This is a genomic window from Streptomyces sp. AK08-02 (assembly GCF_033795085.1).
Lineage (GTDB): Bacteria > Actinomycetota > Actinomycetes > Streptomycetales > Streptomycetaceae > Streptomyces > Streptomyces echiniscabiei.
Genome location: NZ_JARAZV010000003.1, coordinates 269460 through 291127 on the forward strand (window position 1 = coordinate 269460; position 21668 = coordinate 291127).

The window sequence follows — 21668 nt, forward strand, 5'->3', positions numbered from 1 at the left end:
GATAAGCGGCCGGAACGACTACTGGAACGAGACAGTCCCGGGACGCGCCACGACGGCGAGCACCTTGACCCGGCCGCTGCGCCGGAACTCCAGGGTGAAGGAGACGAGGTCGCCCGAACTCCACTTCCCCGAGCCGGTGGAGACCGTGAGGTCCACCCCGGTCGGTGACATGGCGAGGCTGCCGCCCGCCGGAATCGTGACGGAGTCGACCGTGGTCCCGTAGGCCCCGTTCCCCTCGTTCATACGGTGCCGGGAGAGCGTGACGCCACCGGGGGCGTCGGGCGACGTGACCCGTATCAGCTGGTCGGCCGAGCCGCCCTCGTTGGCGATCCGGAAGAAGGCCGCGGTCTCCGGCACGCCGGCGGACGGCAGCAGGACGCGTCCGTCGGTGACACGTACGCGCGCCGGGGTGCCGGCCTTGCCCGTGCCTGTCCACGCGGTCAGGCCCGCCAAGGCCACACTGCACGCGGCGACGGGCGCGAGAGCGGCCAGCGCGGTGTCCCTCAGCCGCCGCCGGTCGCCGAACCGGGACGATATCCGGGCCAGGGTCCGCCTCATCGGACACTCACCTTCCCGGACCGCATTCCGCGACCTTGTCCGCCATGCCCGTGTCCTCGTACGGGCGAGGGCTGCCAGGCGCGCAGCCGCAGGCTGTTGCACACCACCAGTACGGAACTGGCGGACATCGCGGCGGCGGCGACCATGGGGTTGAGCAGCCCGACCATGGCGAGCGGCACGGTGACGACGTTGTAGCCGAAGGCCCACACCAGGTTGGCGCGGATCGTGCCGAGGGTGCGCCGGGCCAGCCGGACCGCGTCGGCGAGCGCCTCGATGTCGCCGCGCACCAGGGTCAGGTCGGCGGCCCCGATGGCCACGTCCGCGCCGGTACCCATGGCGATGCCCAGGTCCGCGCCCGCGAGAGCGGCGGCGTCGTTCACGCCGTCACCGACCACCGCGACCCGGCAGCCCTCCTCCTGCAACCGCCGTACCAGAGCGGCTTTGTCCTCGGGGGAACAGCGGGCGTGCACCTCGTCGATGCCGAGGGCGTCCGCCACCGCCTGCGCGGGCGCCCCGCGGTCGCCGGTGGCGAGCACCGGGCGGACACCGAGCCGCCTCAGCTGCTCCACGGCCCGGTAGCTGCCAGGCCGTACGAGGTCGCCGACAGCGATCAGCGCCTTGGCGCTGCCGTCCACGCGGACCAGGACGGGCGTGTGCGCGGCGGCCTCGGCGGCGGCCAGGGCCTCGGCCAGCATGTGCGGCAGCTTGCCGCCCGGCACGGCCACCTCCACCGTCCGGCCGTCCACCCGGCCCTTGACGCCGTGCCCCGGGGTGGCCACGAAGTCCCGGACGTCGGGCAGCGGTTCCTCTCCAGTTGTGCGACGCACGTACGCGGTGATCGCCCGGCCGATCGGATGCTCGGACCCCTGCTCCACCGCCCCGGCCAGCCGCAGCACGGCCTCCTGCCCGAGCGCGCCGGGCAGCGCGGTCACCTGGGCCACGCTCATGTGGCCGGAGGTCAGGGTGCCGGTCTTGTCCAGCACGACCGTGTCCACGTGCTGGAGTGCCTCCAGCGTCTGCGGACCGCTCACCAGCACGCCCAGCTGGGCCCCGCGCCCGGTCGCGGCCATCAGCGCCGTCGGCGTGGCCAGTCCCAGCGCGCACGGGCAGGCCACGACGAGTACGGCCACGCAGGCGGTGAGCGCCGCCTGCGGATCGGCCCCGGCACCGAGCCAGAACCCGAGAACCGTCACCGCGATACTCAGGACGACAGGCACGAACACTCCGGCCACCGCGTCGGCCAGCCGCTGCGCCCGCGCTTTGCCCGCCTGCGCATCCGTCACCAACCGGGTGATCCGCGCCAACTGGGTGTCGGCACCCACCGCGGTGGCCTGGACGAGGAGCAGCCCGCCGGCGTTGATCGCCCCGCCGACCAGCGCCGAACCGGGCCCCACCTCCACCGGATCGCTCTCCCCGGTGACCAGGGACAGGTCCACGGCGGAAATGCCCTCCGTCACCCGCCCGTCGGTGGCGACCCGCTCACCGGGCCGCACCACAAACACCTGCCCCACCCGCAACTGCTCGATGGGGATGGCACGCTCACCCTTCTCATCCCTGACTGACACCTCCTTGGCCGCCAGCTCCGCCAGCGACCGCAGCGCCGCTCCGGTGCCGCGCCGTGCGCGCGCCTCCAGGAATCGCCCGGTCAGCACGAACAGCGGCACGCTCACCGCAGCTTCGAGATAGACATGCGCCGTCCCGTCTGACGCGGACGGGAGCAGACTGAACGGCATCCGCATCCCGGGATCGCCCGCTCCCCCGAGGAACAGCGCGTATGCCGACCAGAAGAAGGACGCAACCACGCCCAGCGAGACGAGCGTGTCCATGGTGGCGGTGGAGTGGCGCAGCCCCCGTACCGCACGTTCGTGGAACGGCCAGGCGCTCCACACCGCCACCGGGGCGGCCAGGGCGAAGCACAGCCACTGCCAGTTGCGGAACTGCAGGTCCGGCACCATCGACAGCACCAGGACCGGCACCGAGAGCAGCGCGGTGACGAGGAGCCGTTCCCGCTCCTGCCGGGCGGCGGCCTCGGCGCCGTCCGTGCCGCCCGCCGCCGTCGGCTCGTCGTCGCGGGCGGGCGGCGCGGGCAGGGCGGCCTGATATCCGGCCTGTTCGACCGCCGTGACCAGGTCCTCCGGCGCGACACTCGTCGGATGGCTGACCCGCGCGAGCCCGGTCGCCAGGTTGACGGTCGCCGTGACTCCCTCCAACTTCGCAAGCTTCTTCTCCACCCTCCGGACGCAGGCGGCGCAGGTCATCCCGCCGACCGTGATGTCCGTGACGACCAGGCTCGCCACCGGTTCGCCCGCCATCACTCACCACTCCCGTGCATCCCCGGCATGTCCTGCGTGCTCCCGTCGTCCGCCCCGGTCATGTCCTCCATGCCACCGCCGCTCCCGCTGTCGCCGCCTCCGCCGCTCCCCGTCCCGGTGCTCCCGGTGCTCCCGGTGCTCCCGGTGCTCCCGGTGCTCCCGGTGCTCCCGGTGCTCCCGGTGCTCCCGGTGCCGTGCATACCGGGCGCCACCGGTCCGGCAGCCGATCCGGCGGCGTACGACACCGAGAACACCAGCACGAGCAGCAGCAGGAAGCCGCAGAGCGCGGGAGGTGGCAGCAGCCTGCGGGGCAGCACGCCTGCGAGACGGGAAGACTGTGGGAACTCGGCCATGCTCGACCTTCCTGGTCGCATCGAACCGTCCTACGGAACACGGCAGTTGAAGCCGTACCGTTCCAGAAGTCGGCCGGGCACAGCGCCGAGTTCCGACACCCAGTCATGACGTACGTCACACCAGAGACGAACGCCTCACTCGCCCCGGCCCTGCACCGAGCGCCCACGCACGACGGCAAACGCCGCTGCGGCCAGCCCCAGCACGCCCACGACGAGCCCGGCGACACCCAGGCCCCGGGCCGTCGAGTCGCTGCTCGACGCGCTCGCCCTGGTGCTCCCGACGCTCTCAGAACTCTTCACCGGCGATGGCGAGGCAGCCGGGGCGCTGTCGTCGGCTGCCTTCGCGGTCAGTTTCAGGACCGGCGCCGGGTTCTCGGGCTCCTCACCGCCCGACGCCTCCTCGATCCAGCGGACGGTCTTGCCGTCGGAGTAGGTCTGCAGGGTCTTGAGGGTGAGCTGGTCGGTGTCGTCGGGCAGCTGGCCGAAGGCGACGTTGAAGTCCTCGTAGTGACCTGCCCCGATCTTGCCGCCGGTCCAGGTGATCTCGGAGACGGCGTCGGTGATGGTGCCGTCGTCGGTCTTGATCGGCGTCTTCAGCTTCGTGCTGGTGACCTTGGCGGTCCAGCCGTCCTGCGGAGAGACAAGGACACCGAGGACGGGGTGGTCGGTGGGCAGGAAGACCTGCACCTTGGTGGTGCTCGCGGTGTCCTCCTCGTTGGGAACCCGGAAGGTCAGGACGCCGTCGGTGGCGCCCTTCGCGTAGCTGTCGGGGTGGACGGTGACGTGCGCGGAGGCGACGCCGGCCGCGGCCAGCAGCCCGGCGGCGGTCAGAGCGGTGACGGCGCCGGCCCGGCGCAGGGTGGTGGTGCGTGTCGTGGACATGAGTGAGTGGATCTCCGTACAGGAAGAAGTTTTGAAGGGGTCACGTCTCGTACGGGATCACGTCGGGCGGTCCGCGACGGCACACCACGAAGCGCAGCAGCGGCACCCGTGGAGGAACCGCACGTGCCGTCGGCAGGCCGACCTCTGGGACGGCGGGCAGGACGGCCCCGCCCCGCCACCAGCCGACGAGCCCCGGCACCAGGGTGGCCGCGCACCGCAGCAGCGACCACACGGCAGCCTCACCGCGGCGCAACCACCAAGCCAGCACGACCGCGGCACCCACGTGGACAACCGTGGCGTGCGGCGTCAGCGCGTGCGTGGGAGCCATCCGCATGCCGTGCATGACCATCGCGGCATGCGTCGGCCGGATGGCGTGGAAGAGGAAGTGAAGTCCACCCTGTGAGGCGAGCGTCCCGGCGACGATGCCGCCCAGGGAACGCTCCCTGCCACCCAGCAGACACCCCACCAGAAAGACCGGAACGGCCCCGGCGGCCTGGGCCCACACCGGCGGCGCCACGCCCGCGGCCAGGAGATGTCCACCGGCGGCGAGCAGCACACACAGCACGGCGAACACCGCCGCGCGCAGACTCCGCACCGCCCCGGACCCGGTCATGGGACCGGATACTGCCACGCGGCAGGACGGTGACCGCCCCCACCCCCGCATGCGCGCCTCCGTCCCGCGACACTCGGCCGAACCTGCCTGAACCCATACGAGCCGAACAATGACACTGTTCAGTTCCGGCGGCCCATGCACCCCTCCGGGCGGGTCCGCGCCGGGAGGCGCCTCCTGCGACTCCGACAGCACAGCGATCAGCGCCGCCCCCGGCGGCACTCTCGCTCTGGACAGCAAGGCACCGGCAAAGGCCGTCTGCGCGACCGCCGCCGCCACCGGTCGGGCCGCCCTGACCCGCGCCGCCGATCTGTGTAATCGGCTCAGCGTCCACCCTCGCCGAAGTGTTCCACCCCGGGATCAACCGCCCGGGCCCGGAGTGACCGCTGTTCGTCTGGTCGCCGGACCGGTCACCGAGACGAGCCGCTCACAGGACAGCCAAGCGCCCAGGAGCGGTCGGAGCCGACGGGCTCCTTCCCGAAAACGCCGGAAGATTCACTGACGGCCAACCAGGGCAACACGTAAGCGCAGGTCACAGACACAGTAGCCATGTCCTCGCCAGGCGCCTTCTAAGCGCCTGCTCTATTGCGTAGTCCTCGTGTCAGGTCGCCGATGCCTTCAATGACCGACGGGGTCGCACCGCGCGAGCGGCTGGCGGCCGACGGGCTGCCAGAGTGGGGCGACGACGGTTTCACACCGAGCGGCCCGCCTCCTTGCGCCTGCTCGAATGGGCCGTGGTCGGCAGCGAAGTACTGGAAGTACTGTCCGTCGTCCTGCTGCTGGGCAACCTCGGCTACGACCCAGCCCGGTTCAACCTCACCTTCCAGCCACTGACTTGGCCCACCCTGACCCTCGCGTCGACCGTCGCGATGCTTCGCGCCAGGCTGGGTTTCTCACACCCCGCCCCGCCCTGTCCAGAGATGCGAATGCTGGTGACCATCTTCGACCAGGTCGCCATTCAGTACGAGTACCTGATCGGCCCGCAGAGGGCGTCCTACCGACTAGCGCCGTCTCTGCCAGTGGCGGCCCTGCGAGTTCGACCTTACTCAGCGAGTCCGCAGAAGTCTGCCAGCCAGGGCTTCATCATCTGCGGTCGCCGCTGGCAGTGCACGCGACTCACAGTCAGTGCCTCGCGGCAGGCGCGGACATGCCCAGCAGTGCCTGTGTCACCGCGTGCTGCGGGTCGGTGAAGAGGTCGGCCGTGTGGCCGGCCTCGACGACGCGGCCCGCCTCCAGGACGGTGACGGTGTCCGTGCGGTCGGCGATGAGGGGCAGGTCGTGGCTGATGAGGACGAGGGTCGTGCCGCGCCGCTCGCGCAGGTCGGTGAGGAGGTCCATGATCGCGTGGCCTGTGTCGGGGTCGAGTGCGGAGGTGATTTCGTCGCAGATCAGTACCTCCGGTTCGGCGGCGAGTGCTCGCGCGATGGCGACGCGCTGGCGCTGCCCGCCGGACAACTCGTGTGGGTAGCGGGCGGTGAAGGCGGGCGGCAGACCGACCTGTTCCAGGAGGTCGGCTACTCGTTCGCCGACGTCCCTGGATGCGCAGCGGCGGTGCAGCCGCAGTGGGCGGCCCACGGCGGCGCCGACGGTGTGGCTCGGGTTCAGCGCGCCGAGCGGGTTCTGGGTGACGAGCTGCAGTCGGCGGCGCTGTGCACGGGTGCGTCCGCGCAGGCCGGTGCTCAGAGGCGTGCCGGACAGGTGGATCGTGCCGGAGGTGCTGCGCTGGAGTCCTACGACGGTGCGGACGAGCGTGGTCTTGCCGGAGCCGGAGACGCCGACGATGCCGGCCGCGGAGCCGGCGGTGACGGTGAGGCCGACGCCGGTGAGGGCGGGTGTTCCACGGAAACTCACGTGCAGGTCCCGTACTTCGAGGGCGGGTGCACTGCTCCCCTCAGCCGTCAGGGCGACTGAGGCCCGTACGGCGGGCGTACGCATCGGCGGGGGCAGACGGACGCCGAGTTGCACGACGTCGTCGGCGAACCGCTCGACCACAGCGGGGTCGTGGCAGGCGAACACGACGGCGAGGTGGTGTTCTCGGGCGAGGTGCTGCAGCAACTGGCCGATCTCGTCGCGCAGTTCGGGATGGAGGCCGGCGGTCGGCTCGTCCAGGAGGAGGATGTCGGGGCGGCGGGCCAGGGCTCGGGCGAGGGCGACGCGGCGCTGCTGTCCGCCGGAGAGGGCGCCGGGGCGGCGGGCGGCCAGGCGGCCCTCGTCGTCGGGGAGTCGGACCTCGGCGAGGAGTGCAGCGACTGCCTCCGCGCTGCGGTCTGCGGCGAGTTCGCGGACGAGGCTGCGGACGCGCATGCGGGGGTTGAGGCCGGAGCCGGGGTCCTGGCCGACGTAGGCGAGCCGGGTGCCGCGCAGGGCCCGCAGTTCCGGGTCGGAGAGGGCGAAGACGTCGTGGCCGAGGACGTCGACGTGGCCGGCGGTGCGTGTCGTTCCGGGGGGCAGGAGGCCGGTCAGCGCGCGCAGCAGGGTCGTCTTGCCGACGCCCGAGGGGCCGGTCAGGGCGACCAGTCGGCCGGGGCGTGCGGTCAGGGACGCGTCGCTCAGCAGGAGGCGGCCGTCCGGCGCGGTCACCGTCAGGTCGGTGACCCGGACGGCGGGTGTGTCGCTCGGCGGGTTCTCGGGCTTCGCGTACCGGTCGGGCGTGTGGCTCACAGGACGGTCACCGCCTTCCGGCCGGTCTGGGGGGCGAGGGCGGCGGTCGCGAGGTTGACGCTGAGGGCGAGGAGGGCGACGGCGATGCTGGGGGCGACCACGGACCACGGGTTGAGGAGGATGCCGGGGGAGTTCTCGCGGATCATCAACGCCCAGTCGGCGGCCGGGGGTTGAGGGCCGACCTGGAGGAAGCCGGCCGTGGCGACGAGGTACACGGCGGCGACGAAGCGCAGCCCGAACAGGGCGAGCAGGGTGGCGCGCAGGTTGGGCAGGATCTCTCGGACGACGAGGTACCAGAGGCGTTCGCCGCCCGCTGCCGCCGCCTCGACGTACCCGGTCTCGGCGATGGGGGCCGCCGCACTCGCCGCGAGCCGGACCGCGTAGGGCACACCGAGGACGACGGCCGCGGCGATGACGGCGAGCCGGCCGCCGTCGGGCCAGGACAGGGTGACGAGGAGGATGCCGAGGACGGCCGGGAGCAGCATCATCAGGTCGGCGGTCCGTTCCACGAGCCGTCCGACGAGCGGGCGTACGGCGCCGATCGCTCCGAGGAGCGCGGCTGTGCCCGTGACCAGGGCCGCGACGAGCAGGGAGGACAGGACGAGGTCGCGTCCGCCGGCCAGCAGCCGGCTCAGCACGTCGCGGCCCAGTTGGTCGCCGCCGAGCAGGGTGCCGTCCGCGCCGGGTTCCGCGTAGGGCACGGTCACCGGGATGTCCACGGCGTGCGGGGCGATCCAGGGGCCGATCAGGGCGAGGCCGGTCAAGAGGATCGCCGGCAGGACGCGCAGGGCGATCCTCGTCCGGGATGTCTTCGTCGTCGGCCTCCCCTCGCTGCGGGACGGCTTCACCGTCGGCTCGGTGTCACGGCCGGACATCGTCATCGTCGTCCTCCTGTCACCGCGGTGCGCACCAGGTCGGCCAGGAGCAGTACGCCGGTGATGACGGCGCCGGACAGTGCCGTGACGCCGGCGATGACGGGGCTGTCCCGGTCGGTGACCGCTGAGGCGAGCACCGATCCGATGCCGGGGTAGTTGAAGATGGTTTCGACGACGACCGCGCCGCCGAGCAGCATGCCGGTGGAGGTGGCGAGGCCCGCGGCGATGGCGGGCAGGGCGCCGGGCAGTACGTGGTGGGTGAGGACGCGGTGGGGTGGCAGTCCGTCGAGCACGGCGGTCTCCACGTGCGGGGCGCGGGCCTCGTCGGCGAGCGCGGCGCGCACGATCATGGTGTTCCAGCCGACCTGGGGGATCGTCAGGGCGAGGGCGGGCAGCACGAGCATGTCCCAGGAGGCGGGGGTTCCGTCGGCGCCGGTGAGGGTGACCGCGGGCAGCCAGCCGGTCCACAGCGAGAGCACGAGGACCAGGGCGACGGCCACGACGAACTCCGGCAGGGCGAGGACCGCGGTCGCCGAGCCCGACACGGCCCGGTCCAGGCGCCGGCCGGGCTTCAGGGCGGCCCAGCAGCCCAGGGTGAGGGACAGGACCGCGGTGAGCAGCAGGGCGACGCCGCCGAGGAGCAGGGTGTTGGGGAAGGCCGTGGAGACCAGGTCGGTGACCTTCTCGCCGCGCGCGGAGATGCCGAGGTCGCCGGTGGGCAGGCCGGTCATCCAGTCCCAGAAGCGTTCCAGGACAGTGCGGTTGAGGCCCAGCAGCTCACGGCGTGCCGCGAGGTCGGCCGCGCTCTCACCGCGTTCGGAGGTCGCGTTGGCGGCGTCGCCCGGGAGCAGTTCGACGGCGACGAAGACCAGCGCGAGCAGGAGCGCCAGCAGAGCGGTCCGCTTCAGCAGCGCGCCGCCGGCCCGCGCCAGGAACAGGGTGAGGGCGCGGGCCGGCCGCTTCTCCGGGACGGGCGGAGAAGCGGCCGGTGCGACGGGGTCGGAGGTCAACTGGCCAGCCATGCGCCTTCGAGCTGCACCCTTCCGTATCCGGGCAGTTTCGGCAGGCCGTGCACCTTGGCCCCGGCGAGGTCGATGCCGTCGGCCATGCCCCACAGGAGGTAGCCGGAGCTGTCGTACTCGATCTGCTGGAGCTGGCGCAGGAGTTGGCTGCGCCGGGCGGCGTCGGAGGTGCCGATGGCCTTTTCGTAGGCCGTGTCGAACTCGGTGGACTTCCAGCCTGCCTCGTTCTGGCCGCTGTCGGAGACCATGGTCTTGCTGGCGAAGAAGACCACGGAGTCGTTGGTGCCCCAGTAGGTGGTGTAGAGGTCGCCCTTGAGCCAGGTCTTGTCCCAGAAGACGGCCGACTCCTGCTTGACGACCTTCACCTTGACGCCGGCCTCGCGGACCTGGGTGGCGAAGAGGGTGGCCGACTCGGCGAGGCCGGATATGTCCTCGGTGGTGAGCAGTTCGTAGGTCCTGGAGGTGTCGAACTTGGCCTCCTTGAGCAGTTCCCTGGCCTTGGCGAGGTCGCGGGCGCGCTGCGGGATGCTCTTGTCGTAGGCGGGGTCGCCGGTGCCGAGAATGTCGTTGGCGACGGTGCCGTAGCCGGACAGGACCTGCTTGACCATGGCCTCGCGGTCGACTGCGAGGCGCAGTGCCTCGCGCACCTTGGGGTCGGCGAAGGGACCGTCGGCGGTCCGCATGACGATCGGCATCGCCATGTCGTTGGGGCGGCGCACGGCCTGGATGTCCTTGCGGGACTCGGCGGTCCGGGCGGCGACGGCGCCGACGTTGGAGGCGAGGTCGATCTGCCCGGCCAGCAGGGCATTGGACATGGCCTGCGGACTCTCGAAGATCTTCACCTCGATGGCGTCGAGGTACACGTCGCCGCCGTACCAGTCGTCGTTGCGGACCAGGCGGGCGTTGCCGGTTCGGAACCAGTCGAGTTTGAAGGGGCCGGTGCCGGGCGCCTTCGCGATGTCCTTGTCGGTGGTGCCGTCGGGGATGACGAAGGTGGTCAGGCGGGTGAGCAGCGGCAGTTCGGCGTTGGCGTAGTCGGAGACCAGGACGACGGTGTCGGTGCCCTCGGCCGTGATGTTCTTCGCCTGGATGCCGGGCAGCCGGGAGGCGCCGGCGGGGGTGGCGCGCAGTCGCTTGAGGGAGTAGACGACGTCCTTGGCGGTCACCGGGGACCCGTCGTGGAACTTCGCCCCTTGGGCGATCTTGAACTTCCAGGTCTTGAGGTCCGCGGACGGCGTCCAGCTCGCGGCCAGCCGGGGCTCGGTGTTCGGCTTCGTACCCGGCACGGTGAGTGTGTCGTATACGAGGCTGATGATCAGGTAGTCGCTCTCGTTGGCCTGGGAGCCGTGCGGGTCGCGGGTGATGGCAGCGGCCCGGCCCAGGGCGCCCACGCGGAGGGTGCCGCCCTTGCGGGGCTTGGCGGAGCCGGTGGCGGACCCGGTCGGTTCGGCGTCATCGCCGCCGCCGCAGGCGGCCAGCAGAGCGGTCGCGCCGACGGCGCCACCGGCCCACAGGAGTTGACGTCTACTCAGGTCCACTTTGTCCTCGATTTCACGCGTGGCTCGAATGCTTAGGTTTGCCTATCCTGATTTGCAGCGATCACACAAGGGGGAGCCCACTGTGATCCTGATCAACTTAGGTAAGCCTTGCCTGCTTGTTGTGGTTTGGCTATGTTTCCGTTCGGTCAACACGGCCTCTTCATCGACAGAGGCTCACCGCCCGCCCCTCACCCGCACCGGAACGGACGGTTCACCATGCCGACGGCAGCCACGCCTGTACGTCAGCTTCACCCCCACGCCGTGACCGAACTGCTCACCACGGCCCATGCCCTGCTCGACGCCTTCGGCGGCGTCTCCACCCACCCCGGGCTGCTCGCCCAAGTCCCCGGTGCTGCCGCCAGGTTGAGCGACGACATCCGGCATGCCTGCCGCCCGGTCGACACCGCGGACGGACTGTTCGTACTGCGCGGCCTCCCGGTCGACGACGAGGCGATCGGCCTCACCCCGGGCCACTGGTCTACCGCCGGGAACGCCGGCGCGCTGCACGACGTGGTCCTGCTCCTGCTCTCCACGGTGATGGGCACGCCGCTGGCCTGGGAGGGCCAGCAGGACGGCCGGTTCGTGCACAACATCGTCCCCTCGCCGGGACACGAGGCCGAACAGACCGGCGCCAGCAGCAGCGTGCTGCTCAGCCCGCACACCGAGGACGCCTTCCACCCCGGCCGCGCCCATCTGCTGGTCCTCGGCTGCCTGCGCAACCCGGACGCCGTCGCCACCACGGCGGCCAGCATCCGCCAGGTCGAACTGGACTCACAGGACCAGGAGTTGCTCGCTCTGCCGGTACTGCCGATCCTGCCCGACGACGCCTACACCGAGGCACAGGGCTACGACGGCACCCCGCCGCCCGTGCCGACGGTGTGGCAGTCGCCGGACGGGCCGACCCTGCGTTTCGACCCCGCCTACACACCTCTGGACGAGGCGTCCGAGGAACACCGCGCGGCCTACGGCCGGCTGGCGGCCGAGCTCTCCCGTGTCTCCGTGGCGGTGGCCCTGACGCCGGGCGACGTCCTGGTCGTCGACAACGACCTCGTCGTGCACGGACGGGTCCCCTTCAAGGCGCGCTACGACGGCTCGGATCGATGGCTGAAACGTTCCTCCGTGCGTGTGCCGGGTCGTCGTACCCGTCCGCAGGCCGAGCGGTTCGAGCACGGCTACGGCCAGGCGGCCGTCGAGGCGTTCGCATGACCGACATCGACGACACCGACACCGACTTCGCGCAGACGGGGAGCACCATGGCGTCCGAGGACACGACCCTGCGGATCCTCAGCACCAGCGACGTGGCCGGCATCGACATCACCCTGGCCGACGTCGTCTCCGTCGTCGAGCAGGCGTACCGCACATTGGCCGATGGCAGGTCCGACAACCCGCGCAAACTCACGGTCAAGCCGGAGGACGGCCACTCGGTGGCGTACGCGATGCTCGGCCGCGACGGCGAGCGGGGTGTGGTCGCGGTGAAGACGTCGTACAAGTACGGCCTGCACGAGGACCGCGACAAGCAGCACTACTACACGACGCTGACCCTGTACGACGACGAGACCGGACTGCCGGTCGCGATGCTCGACTGCGGCCGGGTCGGCGCACTGCGCACCCCGGCGGTCTCCGCGCTGCTGGCCCGCGAACTGGCCGCGCCAGGCGCCCGCAACGCCCTGGTCATCGGCACCGGCACCCAGGGACGCCTCGCGCTGCCGTTCCTGCTGACCACACTGCCGGACCTGGAACGCCTGATGGTCTTCGGCACACACCCGGACGGCATCCGGGCGGTGCGCGAGCAGTTGCACGCGCACTTCCCCGACCGGGAGTTGGAGGTCGTGACCGATCTGCGCGCGGCGGCCGGCGACGCGGACATCGTGCTCGCCACGGCGGGCCCCAACACCCCGGCGTCCGTGGACGCGGAGTGGCTCAGGCCCGCCGCCCTGTCCGTGCTCATCGGCTACGGCATCGGGCCCTCTACGCTGCACCGGGCCGACCGGGTGATCGCCACCAGCGCGGCACAGATGCGCGTCACGGGCGTCGACATGGTCGACGCGGACGGTCAACTGCGCGATGTGGACGCCGAGTTCCCGGAGGTGCTGGCGGGCCGCGCCGAGGGCCGTACCGACGCGGGGCAGCGGATCTTCGCGTACAACAGTGGGCTGGTCGTCACCGACATCGCGCTGGGCCACCGGTTCGCCCAACTGGCCCTGGCCCAGGGGCTGGGCACGGCGGTGCCGCTGTGGAGGTGACGGCGGCGCTCCCCTCGCACACGACACCCGAGGTACGGACCCTGCTCGCCGACCCCTTGTTGGACGAGCTGAGCCACGGCCTCGGCGGGCCGTACCACGTGCTGTTTCCCGAACGCTTCGACGCGAACGCGGCGGCGTTCCGGAAGGTGTTCGCCAAAACGGGTGTGGACGGCCGCGTGTACTACGCGAAGAAGGCCAACAAGGCCGCCGTCTACACCGAACGAGCGGCGGTGACCGGCTTGGGCGTGGACGTGGCGAGCCACGGGGAACTGCGCGAGGCCCTGTCGGCCGGGGTGCGCGGCGAGGACCTGGTGGTGACCGGTCCGGCCAAGGCGGACAGGCTGCTTCGGGTCGCCGTGCTCCAGGGCGCGCTGATCGCGGTGGACGCGCTGGACGAACTGGACCGGCTGATCGTCCTGGCCGATGAACTCCGGCGCACGGCAAGAGTGTTGCTGCGCCGGCTGCCTCCGGAGCAGCCGCACAGCCGCTTCGGTCTGGACGACGGCGAACTGGAGACAGCCCTGCGGCGATGCGTCGACGGGCCCGTCGACATGGAGGGGTTCAGCTTCCATCTCTCCGGCTACGACATCCGCCAACGCACCGACCTCGCCGCCGAGTTGGTCAGCCTGTGCACGCGCGCCCGGGCTCTCGGACTGCGCGCCGACCGGATCAGCATCGGCGGCGGCTTCGCCGTGGACTACGTGGCGGCGGACGACTGGCGGCGCTTCGAGGAGAGCCGACGCTCCGAGCACTTCCACGCGGGCAAGTCCTTCGGGAGCTTCTACCCGTACCACTCCCCCGTCGCGGGCGCCGACGCCCTGCGTACGATCCTGGCGGCCACCCCGACGGGCCAAGTCACCACGCTGGCCGAGCTGTTGCGTGCGGCCGGGGTCACCCTCCTCGTCGAACCGGGCCGGGCGCTGCTGGACCAGGCCGGGTTCACGGTGTTCCGCGTGCAGGGCGTGAAGGAGCGCGACGGGTACACGATCCTGACCGTGGACGGCAGCAGCCTCAGCCTGTCGGAACAGTGGTTCGACAGCGAGTTCCTGCCGGACCCGGTACTCGTGCCGGCCGATTCCCGTCCGGTCGCCGACGCGGGGCCGTACCCGGCGTGCGTGGGGGCGGCGACCTGCCTGGAGTCGGACATGCTGACCTGGCGCAAGATCCCCTTCCCGGTGCGGCCGGCCGTCGGTGACCTGCTCGTGTACCTCAACACGGCGGGCTACCAGATGGACTCCAACGAGTCGCCGTTCCACGAGCTTCCGCTGCCGCCGAAGGTTGTCGTCGAGCCCTCGGCAGCCCGTTTCCGCTGGCGCCTCGACCGCCCTCCCCACTGAAGACACTGAGGACACTGAGGACACGTGAAGACCACAGGAGCCCCCATGGACGACCCCCTGTTCCGGCCGCCCATCGTGCGGCAGGTCTCCGAACTCATCGGCGCCACCCCGCTGTTCGAGCTGGCCCGCACCGAGAGCGACGCCCGGCTGCTGCTGAAGCTGGAGCAGTTCAACCCGACCGGAACCGCCAAGATACGGATGGCCCGGCAGATGGTCGTCGACGCCGAGGAGCGCGGTCTGCTGCGCCCCGGCGGCCGGATCATCGAGTCGACGTCCGGCAACACCGGGCTCGGTCTGGCCGTCGTGGCGGCCGAGCGCGGCTACACCTTCACCGCCGTCGTCGACCACCATGCGGCGGTCGACAAGCTGCGCGCGATGAAGGCGCTCGGCGCGGAACTCGTGTACGTCGCCGACGACGGGGACGAGGAACTGGCCACCGCCGCCCGCGAGGAGTTCGCGGAGAAGATGGCCGCCGAGTTGGACAACGCCTACTTCACCGAGCAGCACAACAACATGGCCAACGGCGTGGGCTACCACCCGGTGGCCCGGGAACTCCACGCCGCGCTGGACGGCCGTATCGACATCCTCATCGGCGCGGTCGGCACCGGCGGCGGACTGTTCGGGACCGGGGGCCCGCTGCGGGAGACGGTGCCCGGGGTGCGGATCGTCGGCGTGGAGCCGAAGGGCTCGATCGCGTTCGGACCGCCCGCGCACGACTACCACCAGTCGGGAACCGGCACACCCGAGGGCGCGACGATCGGGGCGATGGTCGACTACTCGCTGCTGGACGAGGGCGTGAAGGTCGGCGACGTCGAGGCGTTCGCCACCGCCCGGGCCATCGCCCGGCGCACCGGACTGCTCCTCGGCGGCTCGGCGGGCGGAGTCGTGTACGAGGCCCTGGCCCGGCTGTCCGCCCTGCCGCCCGGCACGACTATGGTCGCGTTGATCAACGACGGCGGAGAGAAGTACATGGACACCGTCTTCGACGACGACTGGATGGCAGCCCGTGCTCTCCTCTCCCCCCAGGTGGAGCGCGAAGTCGACGAGTTGCTGACCAAGCTCCGCCGACCCCCCACCTCACCGGACCCTTCGCAGGAACAGGACTGATGCAGCCCGCCCTCGCCCGCCTCCTCACCGACGGCCGTGGCCTTGCCACGCTCGCCGTGCCGCTCGCGCTCACCCAGCTCGCCCAGGTCGCGCTCACCACCACCGACACGATCATGATGGGCCTGATCGGCACCGAGGCCCTGGCGGCCGGCGGCCTCGCCATGGTGATCTTCAACCAGTTGCGCACCATGGGCGTCGGCCTCGTCACGGCCGTCGGCAACCAGGTCGCCGCAGCGGACGCCCGCGCCGAGACGCGGGGCACGCAGGCGGAGGGCGCCGAGGCGGAGGCCGCTCGCGAGGAGGTCCGCGACCTCGTCCGGGCGAGCCTGCTGCTGTCCACACTCGCGGGTCTCGCGGGCGCGCTGCTGATGGTGCTCATCGGGCACGCCGTGGTGTTCCTCGGCCAGGACGCGGACGTGGTCGCCGCGGCGAAGCCGGTGCTGTACACGATGGCGCCCGGCCTGGTGCCCTGCCTGTGGTTCCAGGCGATACGCCAGTTCACGGTCGGCATGCGCCGCCCCCAGGCCCTACTGCGCATCACCATCGCCTCGATCGCCGTCAACGCGGGGCTCAACTGGGTCCTCATACATGGAACTTGGGGCCTTCCCAAGCTGGGCCTGCCGGGCATCGGGCTCGCGACGAGCTCGGTGTACACCCTGTCCTTCCTCGCCCTGTACCTCTCCGCCCGCCGCGATGAACGGCTGGCGCCGGTGCTGTCACTGAGCATCTGGAAGACCCGCCCGGCCACCCTGCGCCGGCTGACGGCACTCGGAACGCCGATCGCCGCCACCTACGGTTCCGAGGCGGGCTTCTTCTCCGTCGTCGCCCTGCTGGTGGGCAGTTTCGGCACGGCCGCACTGGCCGCGCACACCGCCGTCAACCAACTCGTCTACATCGTCTTCCAGATCGCCGTCGGCCTCTCCCACGCCGCATCCCTCGGCGTCAGCCGTGAACTCGCCCTCGGCAACACCGGGGCCGCCCAGCGGCTGAAGTCGACGGCCCTGGCCTGCGCCGCCGCGGTCATGGCGGTCGTGGCGGTCGTCTACGTCGCTCTCCCGGGCCTGGTACTGGCGCCGTTCTTCGAGGGCGAGAGCCGCACGGCCACCGACCTCGCCACGAACCTCCTGCTGATCGCCGCGGTGATGCAGTTCTTCGACTGCGCCCAGAACATCGGCGTCGGCCTGCTGCGCGGCCTCGACGACACCAAGGGCGGCTTCCGCGTCACCCTCGTCGGCTACTGGCTCGTCGGCCTGCCCGCCGCCGCGCTCCTCGGCTTCGCCACCGGCTGGGACGCCGTCGGCATCTGGCTGGGCCTGCTCACCGGCCTCGCCACGACCGCGCTGCTCCTGTTGCGTCGCTTCAACCAGGGTGTCGAGCGCCTGCACGGTGCACGGTGAAGGGCTGCTCGTCACGGCCGGAGTCGCCGATACGGTCCCGTCCCGCGCGGGCCACGCCGGTCACGGTCGCGCCGTAGCGGACCTTGCCGCCGAGGACGTCGGCGAGCGGCTGGAGGTACTGCTCCGCCCAGTCGCCGCCGGTGGGGTAGGCGGCGCCATCGGGGCGGACCCAGCCGGTCAGGGCGAGCACCTTCTCGGCGGCGGGGTCGGTGACGTCTGCCCAGGGGGAGAACAGGAGACGGCAGCCGGCCGTGGACGGCGTGGTCGGTCGAGGCCGTGACCGCCGAGATGGGGGCGATGACGTACTTCGGCCGGGCCAGCGTGCTGCTGCCGGGGGCGACCTTCTCCGAGACGACCTTGGTGGTGGAGTTGTCGGTCGCGCCCCGGGCCTGACGCGGCCGGGGCGCACCGAACACTTCAGCGGACCGGCAGCACGGTGGTGTGTTCCTCGCGTACGGCCTGCAGGGAGCGGGGGTCGAGACCGAGCAGGCGCAGGATCGTCGGTGCGATCTGCTTGGTCTGCACGCTCACGGAATCGCGCACACCGTCAGGAACGGAGGCGCCGGACACGACGAGGGGGACGTCCAGGTCGTCGGAGTGGCCGCCGCCGTGCTCGGCGATCTTCTTGGTGCCGCCGGTGTAGACGACGCCGTACTGCGCGACTCCGAAGAGGTCCGGGACCCTGGCGTCGCCGGCCTTGACGTGGAAGTAGTCGGCGGCGGCCCGGCCGTCGTAGACCTTCGCGAGCCCGCTGTGGGTGTAGGTCTTGGGCGCGGCGTTGATGTCGGTGCCGGTGCCGTTCTGCGCGAGCAGGTACTTCTTGGCGAAGGCTGTGGCGGTCGCGGAGCGGTCGGAGAGCCAGAGCAGCATGGCGTCGTCGTCCACGGCGTGCGTCACCAGGTCGGCGGCGCCGGGGTGGAGCTTCTTCCAGGCGGCGTTGAGGCTGTCCAGCAGCGGGCCGTCGTCGACGCGGGTGAGCGCGGCGGGGTCGGTGGGCGACTGGCCGTGCTTGGCGGAGAGGATGACGGTGGTGCTGCCGGAAAGGTGCCGCTTGCCGATCTCGGCGGTCAGGGCGCCGATCTCGGTGTTGACGAAGTCCAGGTTCTTCGCCAGCAGGGGGCCTGGGACGTTCTTGGCGGTGTAGCCGCCGGTGAGGCCGTTCGAGGTGGGCAGTTTCTGCGCGGTGGAGACCGACTGGAAGTTGAGGCCGAAGATCGCGGGGGTGCCGACCTTGTGGGCGCGGCTGTGGTCGTAGCCGTCGATCTCGTTGAGGACGGCCTTCACCTTGTAGCCGTCGTACTGCTCGGTGGCCTTGTTGTCCTTGGTCCAGTCGTCGCCGGCCGCGTAGCCGAGGGCGTCGCTGTTGATCTCCGGGGTGAAGAGGTCCTGGACGCCGGTTCCCGAGGGGCCGTTGAGGATCTCGTAGGCGGCGTGCTTGTCCGACCACGCGGTACGCAGACCTGCCTGGCGGGCCACCTCGAAGACCGTGTTCACCTTGAGGTACGAGTGCGGGTACACCGGCTTGCAGGTCTTCGGGTCGACCGGCAGCTTCGACGCGTTGAGCAGGCTCGCCGGGTGGCCGGTCATCGACAGGATGCTGTCCGGCAGGCCCGCCAGGCCCTGGCCGGCGTCGATGGATGCCTGGTTCTTGTCCAGGTCCTCGGTGAGGTCCACCTCGACCCCGGGCTTGACGCCCTTGCAGTTGATGGTTCCCGCCGGGAGGAGCGCGGCGTTGTAGGTGTCGTCGTAGTAGATGCCCGTGGTGCCGGGGCTGCCGCCGGTCGCCTGGGCGACCATGCCGGGGAAGGAGTCGGACGGCGTGGTGGTCCTGGCGTGGGTGTACTCGACGCCGCCGCCGACCAGTTGGGCCAGCGCGGACTTCGGGTGCCTGGCGATGTACCAGGCCAGGTCCGACTGGTGCAGTCCGTCGACGGAGATCAGCAGGACGTGCCTGGCTGCGGCCCGGTGCGGGGAGGCGGCGAACGCGGAGGGCTGGGCGGCAGTCACCCCGGTCAGGACTCCGGTGGCGGCGAGGAAGGCTGCGGGCCTGACGTAGCGTCTGGACATCTGGTCTCTCCCGGGTGTTCGGGGCGGGCTGCGGGTGCCGGGCCCATCAGAGTCGCGCCTTGTGTACCGGAAACGGCGCATGTGTGAACACACCCGGAATGAGCGGTCGGGTCTTCACCAAGCGGGCCCGGCTTTCTCCAAGACGGAGGCGCTCGGAGGGCTGCGGTGTTGGAGCGAGGAGAGTCGGCGGAGGCACCCGGACGTGCGAGCAGGGGCCGCGACGCAACGAGCACCCCGGAGACCAAGTCCGTGAGCGGGCCGACGCTCCTGATCGCCATCGCGCGCCGACCACGTCGAGAGACCCCGGGCAGCTCCGTTGTGAGCGGCGCTGACCGTGCTGCCCTGGCTGTCCTTCTGTGCGGATGTGGAAGGGCGCCCGCTCTCGTGAAGGAAACAGGCGCCCTGTCAACGCATGGGCCGGCCGCGGAAGACGGCCGTAGTGTCCGACTCTGTCGATCAACTCCCGAACGCTGCCTGAACGCCTCCCACGCTGTTCAGGCCACCTGTCCCGTGACGGGCTCACGGTCGATGACGTCCTTGCGGGTGACCGTCAGATACACCACCATGCCGAGGATGACCGCCAGGAAGAGGACGCTCGTGACGACGGTGCCGAGGCCGAGGCCCCCGTCGCCGGTCGGCTGGGAGAGGTAGTCGCCGATCGAGGCGCCCAGAGGACGGGTGAGGATGTAGGCGATCCAGAAGCTCCACACGGCGTCCAGGCCGAGGGTGAAGTGGGCGAGGCCCACGGCGGCGATGGCGAGGGCGAACAGGATCGCGGACAGCCAGTAGCCGAGGTCCATGCGCTCGGAGACCAGGTCGCCGGCCGCCGTGCCGAGGGCGAAGGTGAACAGCACGGCCAGCCAGTAGAAGGACTCACGGCTGGTGGTGTCGATGCTGTGGATCGACAGGGTCCGCTCCCGCCGGTACCAGACGACGAAGACGACCGCGAGGGCGATCGCGAACACCGTGGTGGTGGTCTCCAGCGGGACGCCCATGTTGTCGGTCAGGTTGTCGCTGATCAGGGTGCCGACCACGCTGATCAGGGCGACGGCGAGCCAGTACACGCCCGCGCGGTAGGCGGTCGTACGGAACTGGACGACCAGGACGACCGCGAGCAGGGCGCTCATCAGCACCGAGACGCCGGTCAGGCCGAGCCCGGCCTTCTCGTTGAGCAGGTCGGCCGCGGTCTCGCCGACCGTCGTGCACAGCACCTTGATCACCCAGAAGTACAGAGTGATCTCGGGAACCTTGTTGAGGCGGAGGCGGTGAGGGTACCGGGTGGGACCGTTGGTGTCCCGTGCGGCTTCCGGAGTTTCGGACAGTTCGTAGGTCATGAGTCACGACCGTGCCAGTGGATACCTGAACGCATCCTGACTGCGCGTGCTGATCACCTGCCCCACCCGTACCGTCCGAGAAGGATGCCCTCATGTACATCCGCCTGTCCCGCCCGCGTATATCGGCGTCCCGTCCCGCTCCTGCCCTCGTGACGGAAGAAGGCCGCCGTGAACCCTCCCCCTGTTTCCCACTCACCTGTTGACTGTGCGACGAACTGGCTGCGCCGTCGGCTCGGCCGCGCCGTCCTCGTCTCCTACGCCGCCGCTCTGCTCCTGCCGGGGCCCGGCCTGTGGTTGCGCCGCCCGCACGCCGTGCTGCTGGGCGGACCGGCCCACCTGACACTGCACACCACCTCGCTCCTGCTGTCCCTGATGCTGTTCTCGGCCGGGCTCCAGGTACCGGTCCGCGCGCTCGGCCGCGTGCTGCGGCGCCCCAAGGCCATGCTGGCCGGACTCGCACTGCATCTGGCGATTCCCCTCCTCGTCGTGCCGTTCGTCGCCTTCCTGCTGCGCCGCACCCCCGACTCCGACGGTGGTAGCGGACTGCTCACCGCGATGATCCTGATCGTGGCCATGCCCGTGGCCGCCGGCGCCACCGTGTGGACCACCAAGGGCGAGGGGGACCAGCCGACCATGGTCGGACTCGTCCTCGCCTCCACCCTCCTCAGCCCCCTCACCACACCGCTCCTGCTGGCGGCCCTGGCACCGCTGCTCAGCGGCGGCTACGCACAGACGCTCACCAGCACGAGCGGCGCCGCCCACAGCGGATTCACCCTCGCCACCGTTGTCCTGCCCTGCGCCGCAGGTCTCCTGTGCGCGCTCGTACTGCCGCCGTCGTGGCATGGCCGCCTCCTGCGGGCCGTGGTGCCCTCGTCCCTGGCCGGCTCACTGGTTCTGACCTACGTCAACGCGAGCGGCGCCCTCGGCTCCTTCCTGGCCAACCCGCGTCCGCTGCTGTTCACCGCTGCCCTCGCCGTGGCCGCCCTGGTGTGCGCGCTGTCCTTCGTGCTGGGCCGACTGGCCGCCCGCATCCTGCGACTGGACGCCCCGGTGGCCTCGTCGCTGACCCTGGCCTGCGGCATGAACAACAGCAGCGCGAGCGCGGTACTGATCACGACCTCTCTGCCCGATAAGCCCCACCTGCTGCTGCCGGTGCTCGCCTACGGGCTGTTGCAGAAGATGGCCGCCAACCGGGTCGTCGCCAGACCGCGGCCCGCGTCCCCCGCGGTGTCCTAGCGGGTCACCCTCCGTGAGTCCGCAGCTGGTGCCCGTACGCGGAGATCACCACCTGAAGCCCGTCCCGGAACCGGCGCTGGACCGAACCGGTCGACCGGGCCGCAGGGGACGTGCAATTCGGCCTCGCCGGGAAACG

Annotated in this window: 17 protein-coding genes and 1 pseudogene; 6 read left to right on the top strand and 12 right to left on the bottom strand. The window is 71.2% G+C overall.

The window, feature by feature from the left end; all coding sequences use genetic code 11:
- Positions 1-18: 18 nt before the first annotated feature.
- The 9 genes from PV734_RS07615 to PV734_RS07655 all read right to left on the bottom strand — a co-directional run bounded on the left by PV734_RS07615 (position 19) and on the right by PV734_RS07655 (position 10811).
- Entirely contained in the window at positions 19-558 is a 540-nt protein-coding gene (locus PV734_RS07615) for a copper chaperone PCu(A)C (protein WP_319289015.1), read from the bottom strand.
- The gene (locus PV734_RS07620) at positions 555-2870 is read right to left on the bottom strand and encodes a heavy metal translocating P-type ATPase (RefSeq protein WP_319289016.1); all 2316 of its coding nucleotides are present in this window, start codon (positions 2868-2870) and stop codon (positions 555-557) included. Before PV734_RS07620 ends, PV734_RS07615 begins: the two co-directional genes overlap by 4 nt.
- Complete coding sequence (locus PV734_RS07625) at positions 2870-3223, bottom strand: hypothetical protein (RefSeq protein ID WP_319289017.1); 354 nt, start codon at positions 3221-3223, stop codon at positions 2870-2872. Before PV734_RS07625 ends, PV734_RS07620 begins: the two co-directional genes overlap by 1 nt.
- Positions 3224-3358: 135 nt before the next feature.
- Positions 3359-4105, bottom strand: a complete 747-nt coding sequence (locus PV734_RS07630) for a YcnI family protein (protein ID WP_319289018.1) — start codon at positions 4103-4105, stop codon at positions 3359-3361.
- Between the two features lie 40 nt (positions 4106-4145).
- Positions 4146-4718, bottom strand: coding sequence for a hypothetical protein (locus PV734_RS07635; RefSeq protein WP_319289019.1), 573 nt, complete (start codon positions 4716-4718; stop codon positions 4146-4148).
- Between the two features lie 1119 nt (positions 4719-5837).
- Positions 5838-7376: an ABC transporter ATP-binding protein gene (locus tag PV734_RS07640; RefSeq protein ID WP_319289020.1), complete on the bottom strand. Its 1539-nt coding sequence runs from the start codon at positions 7374-7376 to the stop codon at positions 5838-5840.
- On the bottom strand, positions 7373-8251 hold the full coding sequence (locus tag PV734_RS07645; protein ID WP_415924173.1) for an ABC transporter permease: 879 nt from the start codon (positions 8249-8251) through the stop codon (positions 7373-7375). Before PV734_RS07645 ends, PV734_RS07640 begins: the two co-directional genes overlap by 4 nt.
- 2 nt (positions 8252-8253) lie before the next feature.
- Positions 8254-9273 (bottom strand): ABC transporter permease, encoded by a 1020-nt coding sequence (locus tag PV734_RS07650; protein ID WP_319289022.1) that lies wholly within the window; start codon positions 9271-9273, stop codon positions 8254-8256.
- Positions 9258-10811, bottom strand: coding sequence for an ABC transporter substrate-binding protein (locus PV734_RS07655; protein ID WP_319289023.1), 1554 nt, complete (start codon positions 10809-10811; stop codon positions 9258-9260). Before PV734_RS07655 ends, PV734_RS07650 begins: the two co-directional genes overlap by 16 nt.
- Before the next feature lie 261 nt (positions 10812-11072).
- On the opposite strand from PV734_RS07655, the gene PV734_RS07660 reads away from it, so the two are divergent.
- Genes PV734_RS07660 through PV734_RS07680 form a run of 5 tightly spaced genes read left to right on the top strand, consistent with a single transcriptional unit; the run spans position 11073 to position 16895 of the window.
- Positions 11073-12017 carry a TauD/TfdA family dioxygenase gene (locus tag PV734_RS07660; RefSeq protein ID WP_415924165.1) on the top strand — a complete coding sequence of 315 codons (945 nt, stop codon included), beginning with the start codon at positions 11073-11075 and terminating at the stop codon, positions 12015-12017.
- A complete protein-coding gene (locus tag PV734_RS07665; protein WP_415924166.1) occupies positions 12014-13054 on the top strand; it encodes an ornithine cyclodeaminase family protein in 1041 nt (346 codons plus the stop codon). Before PV734_RS07660 ends, PV734_RS07665 begins: the two co-directional genes overlap by 4 nt.
- Entirely contained in the window at positions 13051-14391 is a 1341-nt protein-coding gene (locus PV734_RS07670) for a Y4yA family PLP-dependent enzyme (protein WP_319289176.1), read from the top strand. Before PV734_RS07665 ends, PV734_RS07670 begins: the two co-directional genes overlap by 4 nt.
- A gap of 45 nt (positions 14392-14436) precedes the next feature.
- Positions 14437-15498 carry a cysteine synthase family protein gene (locus tag PV734_RS07675; protein WP_319289025.1) on the top strand — a complete coding sequence of 354 codons (1062 nt, stop codon included), beginning with the start codon at positions 14437-14439 and terminating at the stop codon, positions 15496-15498.
- Positions 15498-16895, top strand: a complete 1398-nt coding sequence (locus PV734_RS07680) for an MATE family efflux transporter (protein ID WP_319289027.1) — start codon at positions 15498-15500, stop codon at positions 16893-16895. Before PV734_RS07675 ends, PV734_RS07680 begins: the two co-directional genes overlap by 1 nt.
- Here the strand turns inward: PV734_RS07680 and PV734_RS07685 are convergent.
- The 3 genes and pseudogenes from PV734_RS07685 to PV734_RS07695 form a co-directional block, all read right to left on the bottom strand.
- Positions 16885-17130: pseudogene (locus PV734_RS07685) on the bottom strand (flavoprotein); the annotation flags it as partial. The gene PV734_RS07680 and the pseudogene PV734_RS07685 sit on opposite strands and share 11 nt — an antisense overlap.
- Before the next feature lie 182 nt (positions 17131-17312).
- Entirely contained in the window at positions 17313-18962 is a 1650-nt protein-coding gene (locus PV734_RS07690; protein WP_319289028.1) for an alkaline phosphatase family protein, read from the bottom strand.
- Positions 18963-19456: 494 nt separating this feature from the next.
- Positions 19457-20296, bottom strand: coding sequence for a hypothetical protein (locus tag PV734_RS07695; protein WP_319289029.1), 840 nt, complete (start codon positions 20294-20296; stop codon positions 19457-19459).
- Between the two features lie 168 nt (positions 20297-20464).
- Here PV734_RS07695 and PV734_RS07700 point away from each other — a divergent pair, with 168 nt between their 5' ends.
- Complete coding sequence (locus PV734_RS07700) at positions 20465-21532, top strand: sodium-dependent transporter (protein ID WP_319289030.1); 1068 nt, start codon at positions 20465-20467, stop codon at positions 21530-21532.
- The last annotated feature ends 136 nt before the right edge of the window (positions 21533-21668 follow it).

Bases quoted from the DNA above. Each gene is read 5' to 3' on its own strand.
- PV734_RS07615 (WP_319289015.1), bottom strand. From the start codon at position 558: ATGAGGCGGACCCTGGCCCGGATATCGTCCCGGTTCGGCGACCGGCGG.
- PV734_RS07620 (WP_319289016.1), bottom strand. From the start codon at position 2,870: ATGGCGGGCGAACCGGTGGCGAGCCTGGTCGTCACGGACATCACGGTC.
- PV734_RS07625 (WP_319289017.1), bottom strand. From the start codon at position 3,223: ATGGCCGAGTTCCCACAGTCTTCCCGTCTCGCAGGCGTGCTGCCCCGC.
- PV734_RS07630 (WP_319289018.1), bottom strand. From the start codon at position 4,105: ATGTCCACGACACGCACCACCACCCTGCGCCGGGCCGGCGCCGTCACC.
- PV734_RS07635 (WP_319289019.1), bottom strand. From the start codon at position 4,718: ATGACCGGGTCCGGGGCGGTGCGGAGTCTGCGCGCGGCGGTGTTCGCC.
- PV734_RS07645 (WP_415924173.1), bottom strand. From the start codon at position 8,251: ATGTCCGGCCGTGACACCGAGCCGACGGTGAAGCCGTCCCGCAGCGAG.
- PV734_RS07650 (WP_319289022.1), bottom strand. From the start codon at position 9,273: ATGGCTGGCCAGTTGACCTCCGACCCCGTCGCACCGGCCGCTTCTCCG.
- PV734_RS07665 (WP_415924166.1), top strand. From the start codon at position 12,014: ATGACCGACATCGACGACACCGACACCGACTTCGCGCAGACGGGGAGC.
- PV734_RS07675 (WP_319289025.1), top strand. From the start codon at position 14,437: ATGGACGACCCCCTGTTCCGGCCGCCCATCGTGCGGCAGGTCTCCGAA.
- PV734_RS07680 (WP_319289027.1), top strand. From the start codon at position 15,498: ATGCAGCCCGCCCTCGCCCGCCTCCTCACCGACGGCCGTGGCCTTGCC.
- PV734_RS07690 (WP_319289028.1), bottom strand. From the start codon at position 18,962: ATGTCCAGACGCTACGTCAGGCCCGCAGCCTTCCTCGCCGCCACCGGA.
- PV734_RS07695 (WP_319289029.1), bottom strand. From the start codon at position 20,296: ATGACCTACGAACTGTCCGAAACTCCGGAAGCCGCACGGGACACCAAC.